Here is a 14,738-nt window from a genome sequence, read left to right on the forward strand (position 1 = left end):
TTGAAAATATGATTTCATTATATGAAAGCACCCCAATCGAACAGGCCCGCACTCATCAGTTCTTACACTTGCTTACAACTGATGAATTCGCTTACAGGAAGTGAAATATTTTATTTTTAATAACATTATACCCAGAAAAAAAATTGTGCACTGCGGCGGCAGCAACATGCACTGGCGCGATTGCACCCTTATAATGGTCGTTTTCGCATATAACTCACGCCCAACATCATGGAATTAGCCAAGTCTTTCGAGCCTGCCAATATTGAACAGTTCTGGCGCAGCGAGTGGGAAAAGCGCGGTTACTTTGCCGCTTCCCTCGACCTGTCGAAACCGTCCTTCAGCATCCAGCTGCCGCCACCGAACGTGACGGGTACGCTGCACATGGGGCACGCGTTCAACCAGACCATCATGGACGGCCTGACCCGCTACCACCGCATGCTGGGCCACAACACGGCCTGGATCCCGGGCACCGACCACGCCGGTATCGCCACGCAAATCGTCGTGGAACGCCAGCTGGACGCGCAAAAAATTTCGCGCCACGACCTGGGCCGCGAGAAGTTCGTGGAAAAAGTGTGGGAGTGGAAAGAGAAATCCGGTTCCACCATCACGGGCCAGATGCGCCGCATGGGCACGTCCCCGGACTGGGCCCGCGAATACTTCACGATGGACGAGCCGCGCTCGAAAATCGTGTCGGACGTGTTCGTGCGCCTGTATGAACAAGGCTTGATTTACCGCGGCAAGCGCCTGGTCAACTGGGACCCGGTGCTGGGCACGGCAGTGTCGGACCTGGAAGTCGTGTCGGAAGAAGAAGATGGCTCGATGTGGTACATCAAGTACCCGCTGGCTGACGGCAGCGGCCACCTGACCGTGGCGACGACCCGTCCTGAAACCATGCTGGGTGACGTGGCCGTGGCCGTGGACCCGACCGACGAGCGCTACACGGCGCTGGTGGGCAAGATGCTGAAGCTGCCGCTGTGCGACCGTGAAATTCCGATCATTGCCGACTCGTACGTCGACAAGGCATTCGGTACCGGCTGCGTGAAAATCACGCCGGCGCATGACCTGAACGATTACGCCGTTGGCCAGCGCCACAACCTGCCGATGCTGACCATCATGACCCTGGAAGCCAAGATCGCGGACAACGCGCCAGCTGCTTACGTGGGCCTGGACCGCTACGCCGCCCGCAAGCAAATCGTGGCCGACCTCGATGCACAGGGCTTGCTGGAACAAGTCAAACCGCACAAACTGATGGTGCCGCGCGGTGACCGTACCGGCGTCGTCATTGAGCCGATGCTGACGGACCAGTGGTTTGTCGCCATGAGCAAGCCGGCGCCGGAAGGCACGTACTTCCCGGGCAAATCCATCGCTGAAGTGGCGCTGGAAAAAGTCGCCAATGGCGAAATCAAATTCGTGCCGGAAAACTGGTCGACCACGTACAACCAGTGGCTGAACAATATCCAGGACTGGTGCATTTCCCGCCAGCTGTGGTGGGGCCACCAGATTCCAGCCTGGTACGACGAGCAGGGCAATGTATTCGTGGCCAAGACGGAAGAAGAAGCGCAAGCCAAGGCGGCTGCCGCCGGTTCGACCGGCGCGCTGACGCGCGACAACGACGTGCTGGATACGTGGTTCTCGTCCGCGCTGGTGCCGTTCTCGACCCTGGGCTGGCCGGAACAGACGCCGGAACTGTCGGCCTTCCTGCCATCGAACGTGCTGGTGACGGGCTTTGACATCATCTTCTTCTGGGTCGCGCGCATGGTCATGATGACGGCGCACTTCACGGGCAAGGTGCCGTTCAACACCGTGTATGTGCACGGCCTGGTGCGCGATTCGCAGGGCCAGAAAATGTCCAAGTCCAAGGGCAACACGCTGGACCCGATCGACTTGATCGATGGTATCGGCGTCGATGCGCTGGTGGAAAAACGCACCACCGGCCTGATGAATCCGAAGGCGGCGGAAAAGATCGAGAAAGCCACCCGTAAAGAGTTCCCTGAAGGGATCGCTGCTTACGGCACGGATGCCGTGCGCTTCACGATGGCGTCGTATGCATCGCTGGGCCGCAACATCAACTTCGACCTGGGCCGCTGCGAGGGTTACCGCAACTTCGGCAACAAGCTGTGGAATGCGACCCGCTTCGTCATCATGAACACGGAAGGCAAGGATTGCTCGGCTCCGGCCAGCGATGCCGATCTGTCGCAAGCGGACAAGTGGATCATCTCGCTGCTGCAAAAAACCGAACTGGAAGTGGCGAAGGGTTTCGAAGACTACCGCTTCGACAATATCGCCAGCGCGATCTACAAGTTCGTGTGGGACGAGTACTGTGACTGGTATCTGGAACTGGCCAAGGTACAGGTGCAGAACGGCACGGAAGCGCAGCAGCGCGCCACCCGCCACACCTTGCTGCGCGTGCTGGAAGTCGTGCTGCGCCTGGCGCACCCGATCATTCCATTCATCACGGAAGAACTGTGGCAAACCGTGGCGCCACTAGCCGGCAAAGGCGATACGGCAGGTAAATCGATCATGACGCAGCCTTACCCTATCGCTGTGGAAGCCAACATCAATGAAGCGGCGGAAGCCTGGATGGGCGAACTGAAAGCGCTGACCGACGCGACGCGTAATCTGCGCGGTGAAATGAAGCTGGCGCCATCGCTGCGCGTGCCGCTGATCGTGGAAGCCTCCGGTGCGGACAAGGAGCGCATGGCAGTCTTTGCGCCATATATCCAGGCGCTGGGCAAGCTGTCGGATGTGTCGATTGTCGACACGCTGCCGGAAACTACGGCGGCCGTGTCGGTGGTGGGTACGACCAAGCTGATGCTGAAAGTCGAAATCGACGTGAAAGCGGAACGCGAGCGCCTGTCGAAGGAAATCGCCCGTCTGGAAGGCGAGATTGCCAAGGCGTCGGGCAAGCTGTCGTCGGAATCGTTTGTCGCGCGTGCACCGGCTGCCGTGGTGGCGCAAGAAAAAGAACGTGTCGCGACGTTCGGCGCCACGCTGGCGAAGATGCAGGAGCAATTAGCGAAGCTGCCAGCGTAATCCGCGTCAACTCCCAGAAAGCCGGCCATCGCGCCGGCTTTATTCATTTCGGGGCCTGCCCCTAAAAGCACTATCGTTCGCTGCGAATCCAATAGTTGCAAATCCCATCGGTGCCTGGCACCTTTTGTACTATCGTTCGCATTGAGGTTGATAGCAATGCGACACACCGAGTGCACCCTCTAATTAGGTCTATGAAATAGCACGACCGTTTTGCTACACTGGCTGGATAACACCAACAACCCTCTTTGGAGACACTCTCATGTTCAAGCGCTTCACCGCCGGCTTCCTGCTGGCTGCTGCCCTGGCCCCTGCCTTCGCTGCGGACCTTTCCCCTGTTGGCTTGTGGCAAAACATTGATGATGAAACCGGTAAACCGAAAGCCCTGATCCGCATCACGGAAAACAATGGCGTGCTGCAAGGCCAGATTGAAAAGCTGTTCCGCGCGCCAAATGAAGACCAGGCGCCAAAATGCGAAAAGTGCACGGACGCGCGCAAGGACAAGCCGGTCATCGGCATGGTGATCTTGACCGGCCTGAAAAAAGATGGCGATGAATACTCGGGCGGCGAAATCCTCGACCCGAACAACGGCAAAGTCTACAAGAGCAAGCTGGAACTGACGGATGGCGGCAAGAAGCTGAAAATGCGCGGCTACATCGGCATGCCGATGCTGGGCCGTACGCAAACCTGGATCCGCCAAGAGTAAACCCTACCCCGGCGAATTACCCGTTCGCCAAGAGCCGCGTGGATTCCGCATCACTGCGGAATACCAGCGGCTGCATCACCTCCCTGCCCGGCCGCTGCGCCAACTTCACCACCTGGCTGTACCACCCCACACGTGGGTGACTTGTCGCATACCGGATCAGCGGTTCAGCATGTACATGGCGATTCAAAGCCGAAACGCTGAACACACGTGACGGGCAATGCATTGCGGCAAAGTGCAGCAATGTGTGCCATTTCGCGCCAACCATTGCGCTAGCGGATTGTGCCAGCGGACCTCTGCCGCGATGGCATTACATTCTGGGGCAGCAACTTTGATAGAATCGGGGGATTGCCAACCGGACGCCCCTCGTGGCGTCCACACTTAGACAACATCCATGAGCACTCCAGACATCCTGATCCAGCCTTCCACCACTGCCCTGTCCGCCGCCGAACGCGAAAAGCTGATGGCCTCGCCAGGCTTTGGCAAACTGTTCACCGACCACATGGTGACCATCGCTTACAAGGATGGCGCATGGCAGCAGGGTCAGGTGAAGCCATACGGTCCGCTGACCCTGGCGCCTTCGGCATCGGTGCTGCACTATGGCCAGGCGATTTTTGAAGGCTTCAAAGCCTTCATGCAGCCAGACGGTTCGATCGGCACCTTCCGTCCGGAAGCCAACGCCGAACGCTTCAACCGCAGCGCGGCCCGCCTGGCGATGCCGGCCCTGCCAGTGGAACTGTTCATGAAAGCCGCCGACGCGCTGATCAATATCGACAAAGGCTGGGTACCAAAAAATGTGGGCGAGAGCTTGTACTTGCGTCCCTTCATGATTGCCACGGACGCCTTCCTGGGCGTGCGCCCATCGAAAGAATACCTGTTCGTCATGATTGCCTCGCCAGCCGGCGCTTACTTCCCGCAAGGCGTGAAGCCGGTCACCGTCTGGATCAGCGAAGATTACGTGCGCGCCGCGCCAGGCGGCACGGGCGAAGCCAAGTGCGCCGGCAACTACGCGGCCAGCCTGCTGGCGCAAGCCCAGGCGCAAGATGAAGGCTGCGACCAGGTGGTGTGGCTGGATGCCGTACAGCGTTCGTACATCGAAGAAATGGGTGGCATGAACCTGTTCTTCGTCTACAACGAAAACGGCAAGCCAGTCATCGTGACGCCGGAACTGACCGGCACCCTGCTGCCAGGCGTGACCCGCCGCAGCCTGCTGCAAGTGGCAAAAGACCTGGGCTATGAATCGCGTGAAGTGAAACTGACGGCCCAGCAATGGCGCGACGACGTCGCCAGCGGCCGCATGACGGAAGTATTCGCGTGCGGCACCGCTGCCGTAATCACGCCTGTGGGCCACGTGAAAGCCAAGGGCTACAACTTCACCATCAACAATGGCGAAAACGGTCCGGTCACGATGGCGCTGCGCGACGCGCTGCTGGGCATCCAGCACGGCACCAAGCCGGATACGCATGGCTGGATGCACAAGGTCTGCTAAGCGCCAAGTAAGACATTCAAACGCCCGGACGGTTTGCACTCTCCGGGCGTTGCCAGGCAACCCTGACTTACTTCTTCTTCACTTCAATTTCAAAGATCTTCGGCCACAGCTTACCCGTGACAAACAGCCGGTGCGCCTTGCTGTCGTACGCAATGCCATTCAACACGTTATCGGCGCCCGGCACGATATTGGCCTGCGCCGCCAGCCCGGATAAATCGATCCAGCCTACGACACGGCCGCTGAACGGGTCGATCCGCGCAATGCGGTCAGTCTGCCAGATATTCGCGTAAATCTCGCCTTCCACCCATTCCAGCTCATTGATTTGCGTGACGGGTTCGCCATCGGCTGTCACGCGGATGCGGCGCGTCTGGCCCAGCGTCTTCCCATCGAGTACACGGATGTATGGCGTACCGTCGCTCATATAGAGGCGCTCGCCATCGGTGGTCAGCGCCCAGCCCTCGCCCGGATAGTTGAAGGTCTGTTTCAATGCAAAGGTTTTCGCATCAAAAATAAAACCAGTCTGCGACGTCCACGTCAGCGCCACAATATCGCCGCCCATGGGGGCAATCCCTTCGCCGAAATACTGTTGGGGGATATCGCGCTTTTGCAGCACCTTGCCCGACTCCAGCTCCACGCGCCGCACCGACGACCGGCCATTCAAGCCGGTACTCTCGTACAGATAACCATCCTGGAAAAACAAGCCTTGCGTGAACGCGCCGCTATCGTGCGGGTACGATTTCTTCACCGTGTAGCCATACACGGGCACGGCCGAATGCGCGTGCGCCGTCACCACCGCAGCCAACCCCATGGCGGCGGCGCATTTCATATTAAGCGTCAACATTAAAGGTCATCCCACAGTTCTCCGTTTGGACTGGTGCGCGGCGGCGTGGCGCCGAAATGTTTATAGGCCGCGGGAGTGGCCACGCGGCCGCGCGGCGTGCGCTGCAAATAGCCCTGCTGGATCAAATACGGTTCCAGCACGTCTTCAATGGTGTCGGCTGCCTCGCCGATGGCGGCGGACAAGTTGCCCACGCCGACCGGGCCGCCGCCGAATTTATACAAGACCGCTTCCAGCAGCTTGCGGTCCATGACGTCAAAGCCGACCGTATCGACATCGAGCATCACCAGCGCATCGGCCGCGATTTGCTGCGTGATGTCGCCATTGCCTTTGACTTCCGCATAATCGCGCACGCGGCGCAGCAGGCGGTTGGCGATACGGGGCGTGCCGCGCGCCCGGCGCGCGATTTCCGCCGCGCCCTCCGGCGCAATCGATGCTTTCAGCAAGGCCGCGCTGCGCGTGACGATCTTCGTCAATTCCGGCACCGTATAAAACTCCAGCCGCGCCACGATGCCGAAGCGGTCGCGCAGCGGATTGGTCAGCATGCCGGCGCGCGTCGTGGCGCCAACCAAGGTGAATGGTTGCAAATCCAGCTTCACGGAACGCGCCGCCGGGCCTTCGCCGATCATGATGTCGATCTGGTAATCTTCCAGTGCTGGATACAGGATTTCTTCGACGACCGGCGACAGCCGGTGGATTTCATCGATGAACAGCACATCGTTGGCTTCCAGGTTCGTCAGCAATGCCGCCAGATCGCCGGGGCGCTCCAATACCGGGCCAGACGTCTGGCGCAAATTCACGCCCATTTCGCGCGCAATGATGTTGGCCAAGGTGGTTTTACCAAGGCCCGGCGGACCGAACAGCAGCGTGTGGTCCAGCGCTTCCTGCCGCTTGCGGGCGGCGGAAATAAAGATTTCCAGCTGATCGCGGATTTTCGCCTGGCCGACATATTCGTCCAGCAGCTTGGGGCGCAACGCGCGTTCGATGGCTTCTTCGTTCGGCGACGAAGGGGCCGCATCGATGATGCGCTGCTCGGTGAAATTGTCAGTTTGAATACTCATGCTCATCCGGACGCGGGGTCACGCGCATTATCCCTTCGACAGCGCCTTCAGCGCCAGTTTGATACCTTCTGATACACCTGCTTCGGCCGGCACCTTTTTCAGGGCCAGCAACGCTTCCTTGTCAGAATACCCCAGCGCCAGCAGCGCGTTCAAAATATCGGTCTGTGCATCCGGCACGGCATGCGCACCGCCAGCGGCGCCAATATCGGCGCCCAGCTTGCCCTTCAATTCCAGCAACAGGCGTTCCGCCGTCTTCTTGCCGATGCCCGGCACTTTTACGAGGCGGCCCGACTCCTGCAGCGTGACAGCCTGCGCCAAATCCGCAATCGACATGCCCGACAAAATCGACAGCGCCGTGCGCGCGCCCACGCCGGTAATCTTGATCAACTGGCGGAACACGGCCCGCTCTTCCGCATTGCCAAAGCCAAACAGCAAATGCGCATCTTCGCGGATGGCCTGGTGCGTGAACAGCACGACTTTCTCGCCCACGCCGGGCAAGTTGTAGAACGTGCTCATGGACACATCGACTTCATAGCCGACGCCCTGTACGTCGACCAGCAATTGCGGCGGATTTTTTTCAAGCAGGATGCCGGAGAGACGTCCGATCATAAATTCTTTCGTTGAATGAAGTTAGCCGACCAGGCGGCCGCGCCGCATGCGCAGCGAACCCAGCTCGATGGCGGTGGCGACGGCGCCTGTGCTGCGCACGGTGCGCGAGCCAGTCACGGGCACAACGGGATCATCGGCAATGCCAGTGGCGGCGGCGCGCAAGCTGCGCCGTGCAGGTTTGGTCCCCTGCAACAGTGCATGGGCCGCGCCCGCAATGGCCACCATATCCTGGCAATGCGCATGGCAAATCGCCACGCCCAACGCATCGGCCGCATCGGTGCCGGGCAAGCCGGGCAGCGCCAGCAAACGCGCCACCATCTCCTGCACTTGCGACTTCGCAGCGCGGCCCGTGCCGACCACGGCTTGTTTTAATTGGGTGGGTGAATATTCGGCGACCGGCAAACCATTGCTGACCAGCGCGCAAATCGCCGCACCGCGCGCCTGCCCCAGCAGCAGGGTCGATTGCGGATTCACGTTGACGAAGACTTTTTCAATCGCCGCGCAGTCCGGCTTATAGGTGGCGGCAACTTCAGCCACGCCGTCCAGGATGACTTTGAGACGCGCAGGCAATTCCCCTTCGCCACTCTTGATGGTGCCGGAAGCGATGTAGCGCAATTTGTGGCCGTGCTTATGGATAACGCCAAAGCCGGTGGTGCGCAAACCGGGGTCGATGCCGAGGATAATCATCCCCGGATTGTACCCGGGATAATTCATACCTGTATATAAAAACAGTAGGGCGGCTTCCGCTGCATGGAAGCCGCCCTACGTGATCCGTACGGAACTACTTACCGATTAATGGCGGAAGTGACGGGTACCCGTGTACAGCATCACGACGCCGCGCTCATCGGCCGCGTCAATGACTTCCTGGTCGCGCATCGAGCCGCCCGGCTGGATCACGCAAGTTGCACCGGCATCCACCACCACATCGAGGCCGTCGCGGAACGGGAAGAAGGCATCCGACGCCACCGCGGAACCGGCCAGGGTCAGGCCGGCGTTTTGCGCCTTGATGGAAGCGATGCGGGCTGAATCGATGCGGCTCATCTGGCCGGCGCCCACGCCCAAGGTCATGTTATTGCCGCAGAAGACGATCGCATTCGACTTCACGTACTTGGCCACGCGCCACGCAAACATCAAGTCTTGCAATTGCTGCGGGGTTGGCTGCAGCTTGGTCACGACTTTCAAGTCCGCCAGCAGCACGTTTTTCGCGTCCGCCGATTGCACCAGCAAACCGCCGCCGACACGCTTGAAGTCCATGCCGTTCACGCCGTCGCCCAGCGGGATTTCCAGCAAGCGCACGTTTTGCTTGGCCGACAGGATTTGCTTGGCTTCAGCGGAGAACGAAGGCGCGATCAGCACTTCCACGAACAGCTTGGCCAGCTCGGTGGCCGCTTGCGCGTCCACTTCCACGTTGAACGCAATGATGCCGCCGAATGCGGAAGTCGGGTCCGTTTGCAGCGCGCGCTTGTACGCGTCCACCGCGCTCACGCCCAGCGCCACGCCGCATGGGTTCGCGTGCTTGATGATGACGCAAGCGGCAGGCTGGTCGAAACCGCCCATGGATTTCACGCATTCCCATGCGGCATCCGCGTCAGCGATATTGTTGAACGACAGTTCCTTGCCTTGCAGCTGGCGGTAGTTGGCCAGCGCGCCGGCCACGGGCGACAAGTCTTTGTAGAAAGCAGCGGACTGGTGCGGGTTTTCACCGTAGCGCATGTCCTGCACTTTTTCAAAGTGCACGTTCAGGGTTTGCGGGTACGACGAACGGTTCGCGTGCGAACGGTCCGGGCCCAGGCTCGACAGGTAGTTGGCGATGGCGCCATCGTACTGTGCCGTGTGGGCATACACTTTCTTGGCCAGCATGAAACGGGTTTCATAGCTGACGTAGCCTGGCGCATTGTCCGTGGTCTTCATTTCAGCCAGCACCACGCCGTAGTCGGATGGATCGCAGATCACCACCACGTCTTTGTGGTTCTTGGCGGACGAACGCAGCATGGCTGGGCCGCCGATATCGATGTTTTCAATTGCGTCGTCCAAGGTGCACGTATCCTTGGCCACCGTGGCCTGGAACGGATACAGGTTCACCACCACCATGTCGATGGTCGGGATATTGTGCTCTTCCAGTTTCGCCATGTGCTCCGGGAAGTCGCGGCGGGCCAGGATGCCGCCGTGCACTTTCGGGTGCAGCGTCTTTACGCGGCCATCCAGCATTTCCGGGAAGCCGGTGTAATCGGCGACTTCGGTCACAGGGACGCCGTTGTCGGCCAGCAGCTTGGCGGTGCCGCCGGTGGACAGGATGTTCACACCCATCGCGGACAGGGCGCGTGCAAAGTCCAGCACACCGGTTTTATCGGAGACGGAAATGAGAGCTTGTTTGATCATGGCTATGGCTAGGTTGTTGAATATTCTGGATGAGCACGCTGACGTGCTGATGGAACATCCGGCAACATGGCCCAGTCACAGCCATGCCAGCCGGACGTGGAACGGACTGTTTACAGCAGACCGTGTTCCTGCAATTTCTTGCGCAAAGTATTGCGGTTGATGCCCAGCATCTGGGCGGCGTGCGACTGGTTGCCGTCGGCACGGGTCATCACCACTTCAAGGATCGGACGCTCTACGGTCAGAACGACCATGTCGTACACGTTGGAAGCTTTTTGTTCGCCCAGGTCGTTGAAATAATCTTCAAGGCTTTTTTGGACGACTTCCTGGATGCTTTCTTTGCTCATGTTCTTATCTTCTTGCTAAATGTTCTGCCAACTGCGCAGCGATCAAGCTGCCAGCATTTGTTCGGCGAGGCGGTATTGTAACCGCTCACCGTATTTCAATTGCGAATCAAAAAATTCATTGACTGCGAGCAACTGTTCGTCCGTCGATTCCATACGGTTCATGCGCTGACGGAATGCTTCGCCGCCTTCCAGGTCTTGCACGTACCAGCCGATGTGTTTGCGGGCCGTGCGCACGCCCAGGTATTCGCCGTAAAACTGGTAGTGTGCGCGCAAGTGCTCGTCCATCAAGTGGCGTACTTCTTCGACCATCGGCGCGGGCAAATGTTCCCCGGTCCGCAAAAAATGATCGATTTCGCGGAAAATCCACGGACGGCCCTGGGCGGCGCGGCCGATCATGACAGCGTCAGCTTTGGTTTTTTCCAGCACAAACTTAGCTTTTTCCGGCGTCGTGATATCGCCGTTAGCCACCAGCGGGATGTTCACGGACGCTTTGACGGCGGCAATCGTGTCGTATTCCGCATCGCCCTTGTAGCCATCGGCCCGCGTGCGGCCATGCAAGGTCAGCATTTGTATACCAGCCTGTTCGGCGATGCGGGCAATGCGCAGGGCATTCTTGTTTTCCCGGTCCCACCCCGTACGGAATTTCAACGTGACAGGCACATCCACCGCGCGCACCACCGCATTGACGATGCGCTCGACCAGGTCTTCGTGCTGCAACAGTGCGGAACCGCACCAGTTATTGCACACCTTTTTCACGGGGCAGCCCATGTTGATGTCGATAATCTGCGCGCCCTTGTCCACGTTGAATTTGGCGCAGTCAGCCAGGTCTTGCGGGTCGGCGCCCGCAATTTGCACGGCTTTCGGCTCCATCTCGCCTGCGTGGTCGATGCGGCGCGAACTCTTTTCACTGGCCCACAGGCGGGGATTCGACGCAGCCATCTCCGACACGGCATAACCGGCGCCCAGCTGCTTGCACAGCTGCCGGAATGGCCGGTCTGTCACGCCCGCCATGGGGGCGACAAAGACGTTATTGCGGAGGATATGCGGACCGATCTGCACCGTGTGAACCTGTTTCTCGAATGGGGAAGCCGACTATTTTAACCGAACAACTGCTCAATTTATAAGCACAATTTTGTATTGTTCGATTGTTTGTGCAGCATAGTGGTTATGAAACAGATTTTCCGTGTAGAAATAACAACGGCGGCAAGTGTTCAGGACACTTTGCCGCCGTCCATCCGGCCGGAACTTAAATGATGTCGTCCAGCGCCAGTGCGAGGTGATCGACTTCACCCCAGCTGTCCAATGACAATTTCCCGTCAGACAACGTAAAGCGGTTGATGCTGGCGTTGCGCACCTGGAAGTCGCGCGGGCTGTCCAGGCTCATGCCTTTCGCGGCGCGGTACGCGCATTCCAGCACGCCGCCATGCGCCACGATGGCAATGGTTTTGCCCGGATAACGCTCGGCCCATTCCGTGATGGCGGCAATGCAACGTTGATAAAACTGCCTGAAACTTTCCGCGAACCGGTCCCCGTGCGGCATCACGGCATCTGCATCGCGCGATTGCCACTTGGCGAACTCCGCCGGGTACTGGCGCTCGATGTCCGCATACAGCATGCCTTCGAACACGCCATACGCCCGTTCGCGCAATTGCTCATCTTGCTGCACTAGCAACGCATGGTGTGCGCACGCAGCCTGCGCCGTTTGCACGGCGCGCTGCAAATCGCTGGACACAACGGCGGCCAGCGGTTCGTCCGCCAGCGCCCGGGCCAAGGCTTGTGCCTGGCGCACGCCTTCGTCATTGAGGGCAATGTCGATGTGCCCTTGCAGGCGGCGTACCGCGTTCCACGCGGTTTCGCCGTGGCGTATCAATAAGATTGTCGTCATCTCGTTCAGTTAGCGACTGCCGGATTTAACGTGTACGAACCGATCAGCTGCGCCTCGTCCAGGATATGGCCGCGGATCGCTTCCAGCGCTTGCGGCCCGGTGAACCGGCCGTCCAGCGGCAGGCGCGGCACATCCAGCGCATACAAGCGGAAAACGTAATGATGCAGCCGTTCATCGTTCCACGGAGGACATGGGCCGTCATACCCGTAATAATCGCCCGCCATCTGTGCATCACCGGCAAACCAGCCTGTGTAATCGTTGACGCCCTGGCGGACCGGCGCCCCGTTCAACGCGGCATCCGGACCGGGCTTGCCTTGGGCCACCACGCCATCGGCCAGCTGGCCGGCGGCGATCGCCGTGACCGTGGCGGGGATGTCCGCCAGCGTCCAGTGGTAAAAGTCTGCGCGGGGCATCGAGGCGGGCAAGGTTTTGCCTTCCTGGTTGACGTCGGTACCGATGGTGGGCACGTCGCCATCGATGCACACCAGCAGCAGCGATTGCGTACCGGCCGGCACGTCACCCCACGCCAAGTGCGGATTGCGGTTGGCGGACAGGTGAATATGCGTGGCCGCATCCTGTTCGGCAAAGGCAAATTCGGCGGGAATCGCACCGCCATCTTTAAAGGAATCACTCCACAGCTTCATTACTGCCCTCCCTTGGGATCCACTTGCAGCCAGATCGTCACGGGACCATCGTTGGTCAGCGACACTTTCATGTCGGCGCCAAAGCGGCCCGTTTCCACCACGGGGTGTTTCCCCCGTGCTTGTTCGACAAAGTAATTAAACAGGCGTTCGCCGTCGGCCGGCGCGGCGGCGGGGCTGAACGAGGGGCGGGTGCCGGATTTCGTGTCAGCCGCCAGCGTGAACTGGGGCACCAGCAGCAAACCACCCGCTACATCGGCGACGCTGCGGTTCATCTTGCCGGCGTCATCGGAAAACACGCGGTAGCCCAGCAACTTGGCCAGCAAGGCATCCGCTTCTTTTTCCGTATCGCCCTTTTCCGCGCACACCAGCACCATCAATCCATGGCCGATCGCGCCCACGGTGTCGCCATCGACCACCACCTGGGCGCTGGACGCACGCTGCAGCAAGCCGATCATGCGGACAGCGTGATGCGGGCAAACTTGCGCTTGCCAACTTGCACGACGAAGGTACCGGCTTCGACTTTCAAGCCCTTGTCGCTGATGACGGCGCCATCGAGGCGCACGCCGCCCTGCTCCACCATGCGCATGGCTTCCGACGTGGAAGCGCACAAGCCTGCGTTTTTCAGGATATTGGCGATACCTGCCGGCGCGCCGCCCAGCGCGACTTCCGGAATATCGTCCGGGATGCCGCCTTTGGAACGGTTGACGAAGTCGGCCAGCGCCTCCTCGGCTGCCTGGCGCGAGTGGAAACGTTCGACGATTTCCTGGCCCAGCGCGACTTTCGCATCGCGCGGGTTGCGGCCTTCAGCCACTTCGCGTTTCAACTGGGCAATATCTTCGATGGACTTCCACGACAGCAAGTCGTAGTAGCGCCACATCATGTCGTCGGAAATACTCATCAGCTTGCCGAACATGGTGTTGCCCGGTTCCGTGATGCCGATGTAGTTGTTCTTGGACTTCGACATTTTTTCCACGCCGTCCAAGCCTTCCAGCAGCGGCATCGTCAAGATGCACTGCGGCTCCTGGTTCCAATCCTTTTGCAATTCACGGCCTACCAGCAAGTTGAATTTCTGGTCCGTGCCGCCCAGCTCCAGGTCGGCTTTCAGGGCAACAGAATCGTAGCCCTGCATCAGCGGGTACAGGAATTCATGGACGGAAATCGGCGTACCGGCTTTAAAGCGCTTCGTGAAGTCATCGCGCTCCATCATGCGCGCCACCGTGTAGCGGGACGCCAGCTGGATCATGCCGCGTGCGCCCAGCGCGTCGCACCACTCGGAGTTGTAGCGGATTTCGGTTTTAGCGGGATCCAGTACCAGCGATGCCTGCTTGAAGTACGTTTTCGCGTTTTCTTCGATCTGTTCGCGGGTCAGCGGCGGACGGGTGGCATTGCGGCCGGACGGGTCGCCGATCATCGACGTGAAATCGCCGATCAGGAAGATCACCTGGTGGCCCAGGTTTTGCAGCTGGCGCATTTTGTTCAGCACGACCGTGTGGCCCAGGTGCAAGTCCGGGGCAGTCGGGTCCAGGCCCAGCTTGATGCGCAGCGGCACGCCGCTCTGTTCCGAACGGGCCAGTTTTTGCGCGAATTCGCTTTCGATCAGCAGCTCATCGACGCCGCGTTTAGTGATGGCCAGGGCTTCCTGGACGCTGTCGGTCAACGGCAATACGGTGTTGGGCGCCTTCTTCGGCGCATGGGTTGTCTGATCCATAAGGGGGTAACGCGTTCTTTTAAAAATGTAGGAGGAGTCCGATAGTTT

General features: G+C 59.6%; 13 protein-coding genes and 1 pseudogene. 3 read left to right on the forward strand and 11 right to left on the reverse strand.

The genetic code is table 11. The annotated features are described in order from the left end of the window. The first annotated feature begins 228 nt into the window (after positions 1-228). The 3 genes from GM668_RS07825 (at position 229) to GM668_RS07835 (ending at position 5,222) form a co-directional block, all read left to right on the forward strand. Entirely contained in the window at positions 229-3,033 is a 2,805-nt protein-coding gene (locus GM668_RS07825; RefSeq protein ID WP_155438381.1) for a valine--tRNA ligase, read from the forward strand. Positions 3,034-3,292: 259 nt separating this feature from the next. After that, complete coding sequence (locus GM668_RS07830; RefSeq protein WP_155438382.1) at positions 3,293-3,736, forward strand: DUF2147 domain-containing protein; 444 nt, start codon at positions 3,293-3,295, stop codon at positions 3,734-3,736. 391 nt (positions 3,737-4,127) lie between these two features. Further along, positions 4,128-5,222, forward strand: coding sequence for a branched-chain amino acid aminotransferase (locus tag GM668_RS07835; RefSeq protein WP_155438383.1), 1,095 nt, complete (start codon positions 4,128-4,130; stop codon positions 5,220-5,222). A 67-nt stretch (positions 5,223-5,289) separates the two neighbouring features. On the opposite strand, the gene GM668_RS07840 is transcribed toward GM668_RS07835, so the two are convergent. The 11 genes and pseudogenes from GM668_RS07840 to tyrS form a co-directional block, all read right to left on the reverse strand. Then, positions 5,290-6,063: a glutaminyl-peptide cyclotransferase gene (locus GM668_RS07840; protein ID WP_229499033.1), complete on the reverse strand. Its 774-nt coding sequence runs from the start codon at positions 6,061-6,063 to the stop codon at positions 5,290-5,292. Then, positions 6,063-7,121, reverse strand: coding sequence for a Holliday junction branch migration DNA helicase RuvB (gene ruvB, locus GM668_RS07845; protein ID WP_155438384.1), 1,059 nt, complete (start codon positions 7,119-7,121; stop codon positions 6,063-6,065). Before ruvB ends, GM668_RS07840 begins: the two co-directional genes overlap by 1 nt. A gap of 27 nt (positions 7,122-7,148) precedes the next feature. Next, a complete protein-coding gene (gene ruvA / locus GM668_RS07850; protein ID WP_155438385.1) occupies positions 7,149-7,730 on the reverse strand; it encodes a Holliday junction branch migration protein RuvA in 582 nt (193 codons plus the stop codon). A 234-nt stretch (positions 7,731-7,964) separates the two neighbouring features. Beyond that, positions 7,965-8,417 (reverse strand): annotated as a pseudogene (ruvC, locus tag GM668_RS07855) (crossover junction endodeoxyribonuclease RuvC); the annotation flags it as partial. Positions 8,418-8,522: 105 nt separating this feature from the next. Then, the gene (gene purH, locus GM668_RS07860; protein ID WP_155438387.1) at positions 8,523-10,109 is read right to left on the reverse strand and encodes a bifunctional phosphoribosylaminoimidazolecarboxamide formyltransferase/IMP cyclohydrolase; all 1,587 of its coding nucleotides are present in this window, start codon (positions 10,107-10,109) and stop codon (positions 8,523-8,525) included. Positions 10,110-10,219: 110 nt separating this feature from the next. Beyond that, positions 10,220-10,453, reverse strand: coding sequence for a helix-turn-helix domain-containing protein (locus GM668_RS07865; protein WP_155438388.1), 234 nt, complete (start codon positions 10,451-10,453; stop codon positions 10,220-10,222). 42 nt (positions 10,454-10,495) lie between these two features. After that, positions 10,496-11,512: a tRNA dihydrouridine synthase DusB gene (gene dusB / locus GM668_RS07870; protein WP_170305543.1), complete on the reverse strand. Its 1,017-nt coding sequence runs from the start codon at positions 11,510-11,512 to the stop codon at positions 10,496-10,498. A gap of 187 nt (positions 11,513-11,699) precedes the next feature. Next, positions 11,700-12,338 carry a histidine phosphatase family protein gene (locus GM668_RS07875; protein ID WP_155438389.1) on the reverse strand — a complete coding sequence of 213 codons (639 nt, stop codon included), beginning with the start codon at positions 12,336-12,338 and terminating at the stop codon, positions 11,700-11,702. A gap of 5 nt (positions 12,339-12,343) precedes the next feature. Beyond that, positions 12,344-12,982, reverse strand: a complete 639-nt coding sequence (locus tag GM668_RS07880; RefSeq protein WP_155438390.1) for a YbhB/YbcL family Raf kinase inhibitor-like protein — start codon at positions 12,980-12,982, stop codon at positions 12,344-12,346. Next, the gene (gene dtd, locus GM668_RS07885; RefSeq protein WP_155438391.1) at positions 12,982-13,437 is read right to left on the reverse strand and encodes a D-aminoacyl-tRNA deacylase; all 456 of its coding nucleotides are present in this window, start codon (positions 13,435-13,437) and stop codon (positions 12,982-12,984) included. The genes GM668_RS07880 and dtd overlap by 1 nt, the downstream gene beginning before the upstream one ends. After that, entirely contained in the window at positions 13,434-14,690 is a 1,257-nt protein-coding gene (gene tyrS, locus GM668_RS07890; protein WP_155438392.1) for a tyrosine--tRNA ligase, read from the reverse strand. The genes dtd and tyrS overlap by 4 nt, the downstream gene beginning before the upstream one ends. Between the last annotated feature and the right edge of the window lie 48 nt (positions 14,691-14,738).

Origin of the sequence: Pseudoduganella ginsengisoli, from assembly GCF_009720865.1 — a bacterium.
Lineage (GTDB): Bacteria > Pseudomonadota > Gammaproteobacteria > Burkholderiales > Burkholderiaceae_D > Rugamonas > Rugamonas ginsengisoli.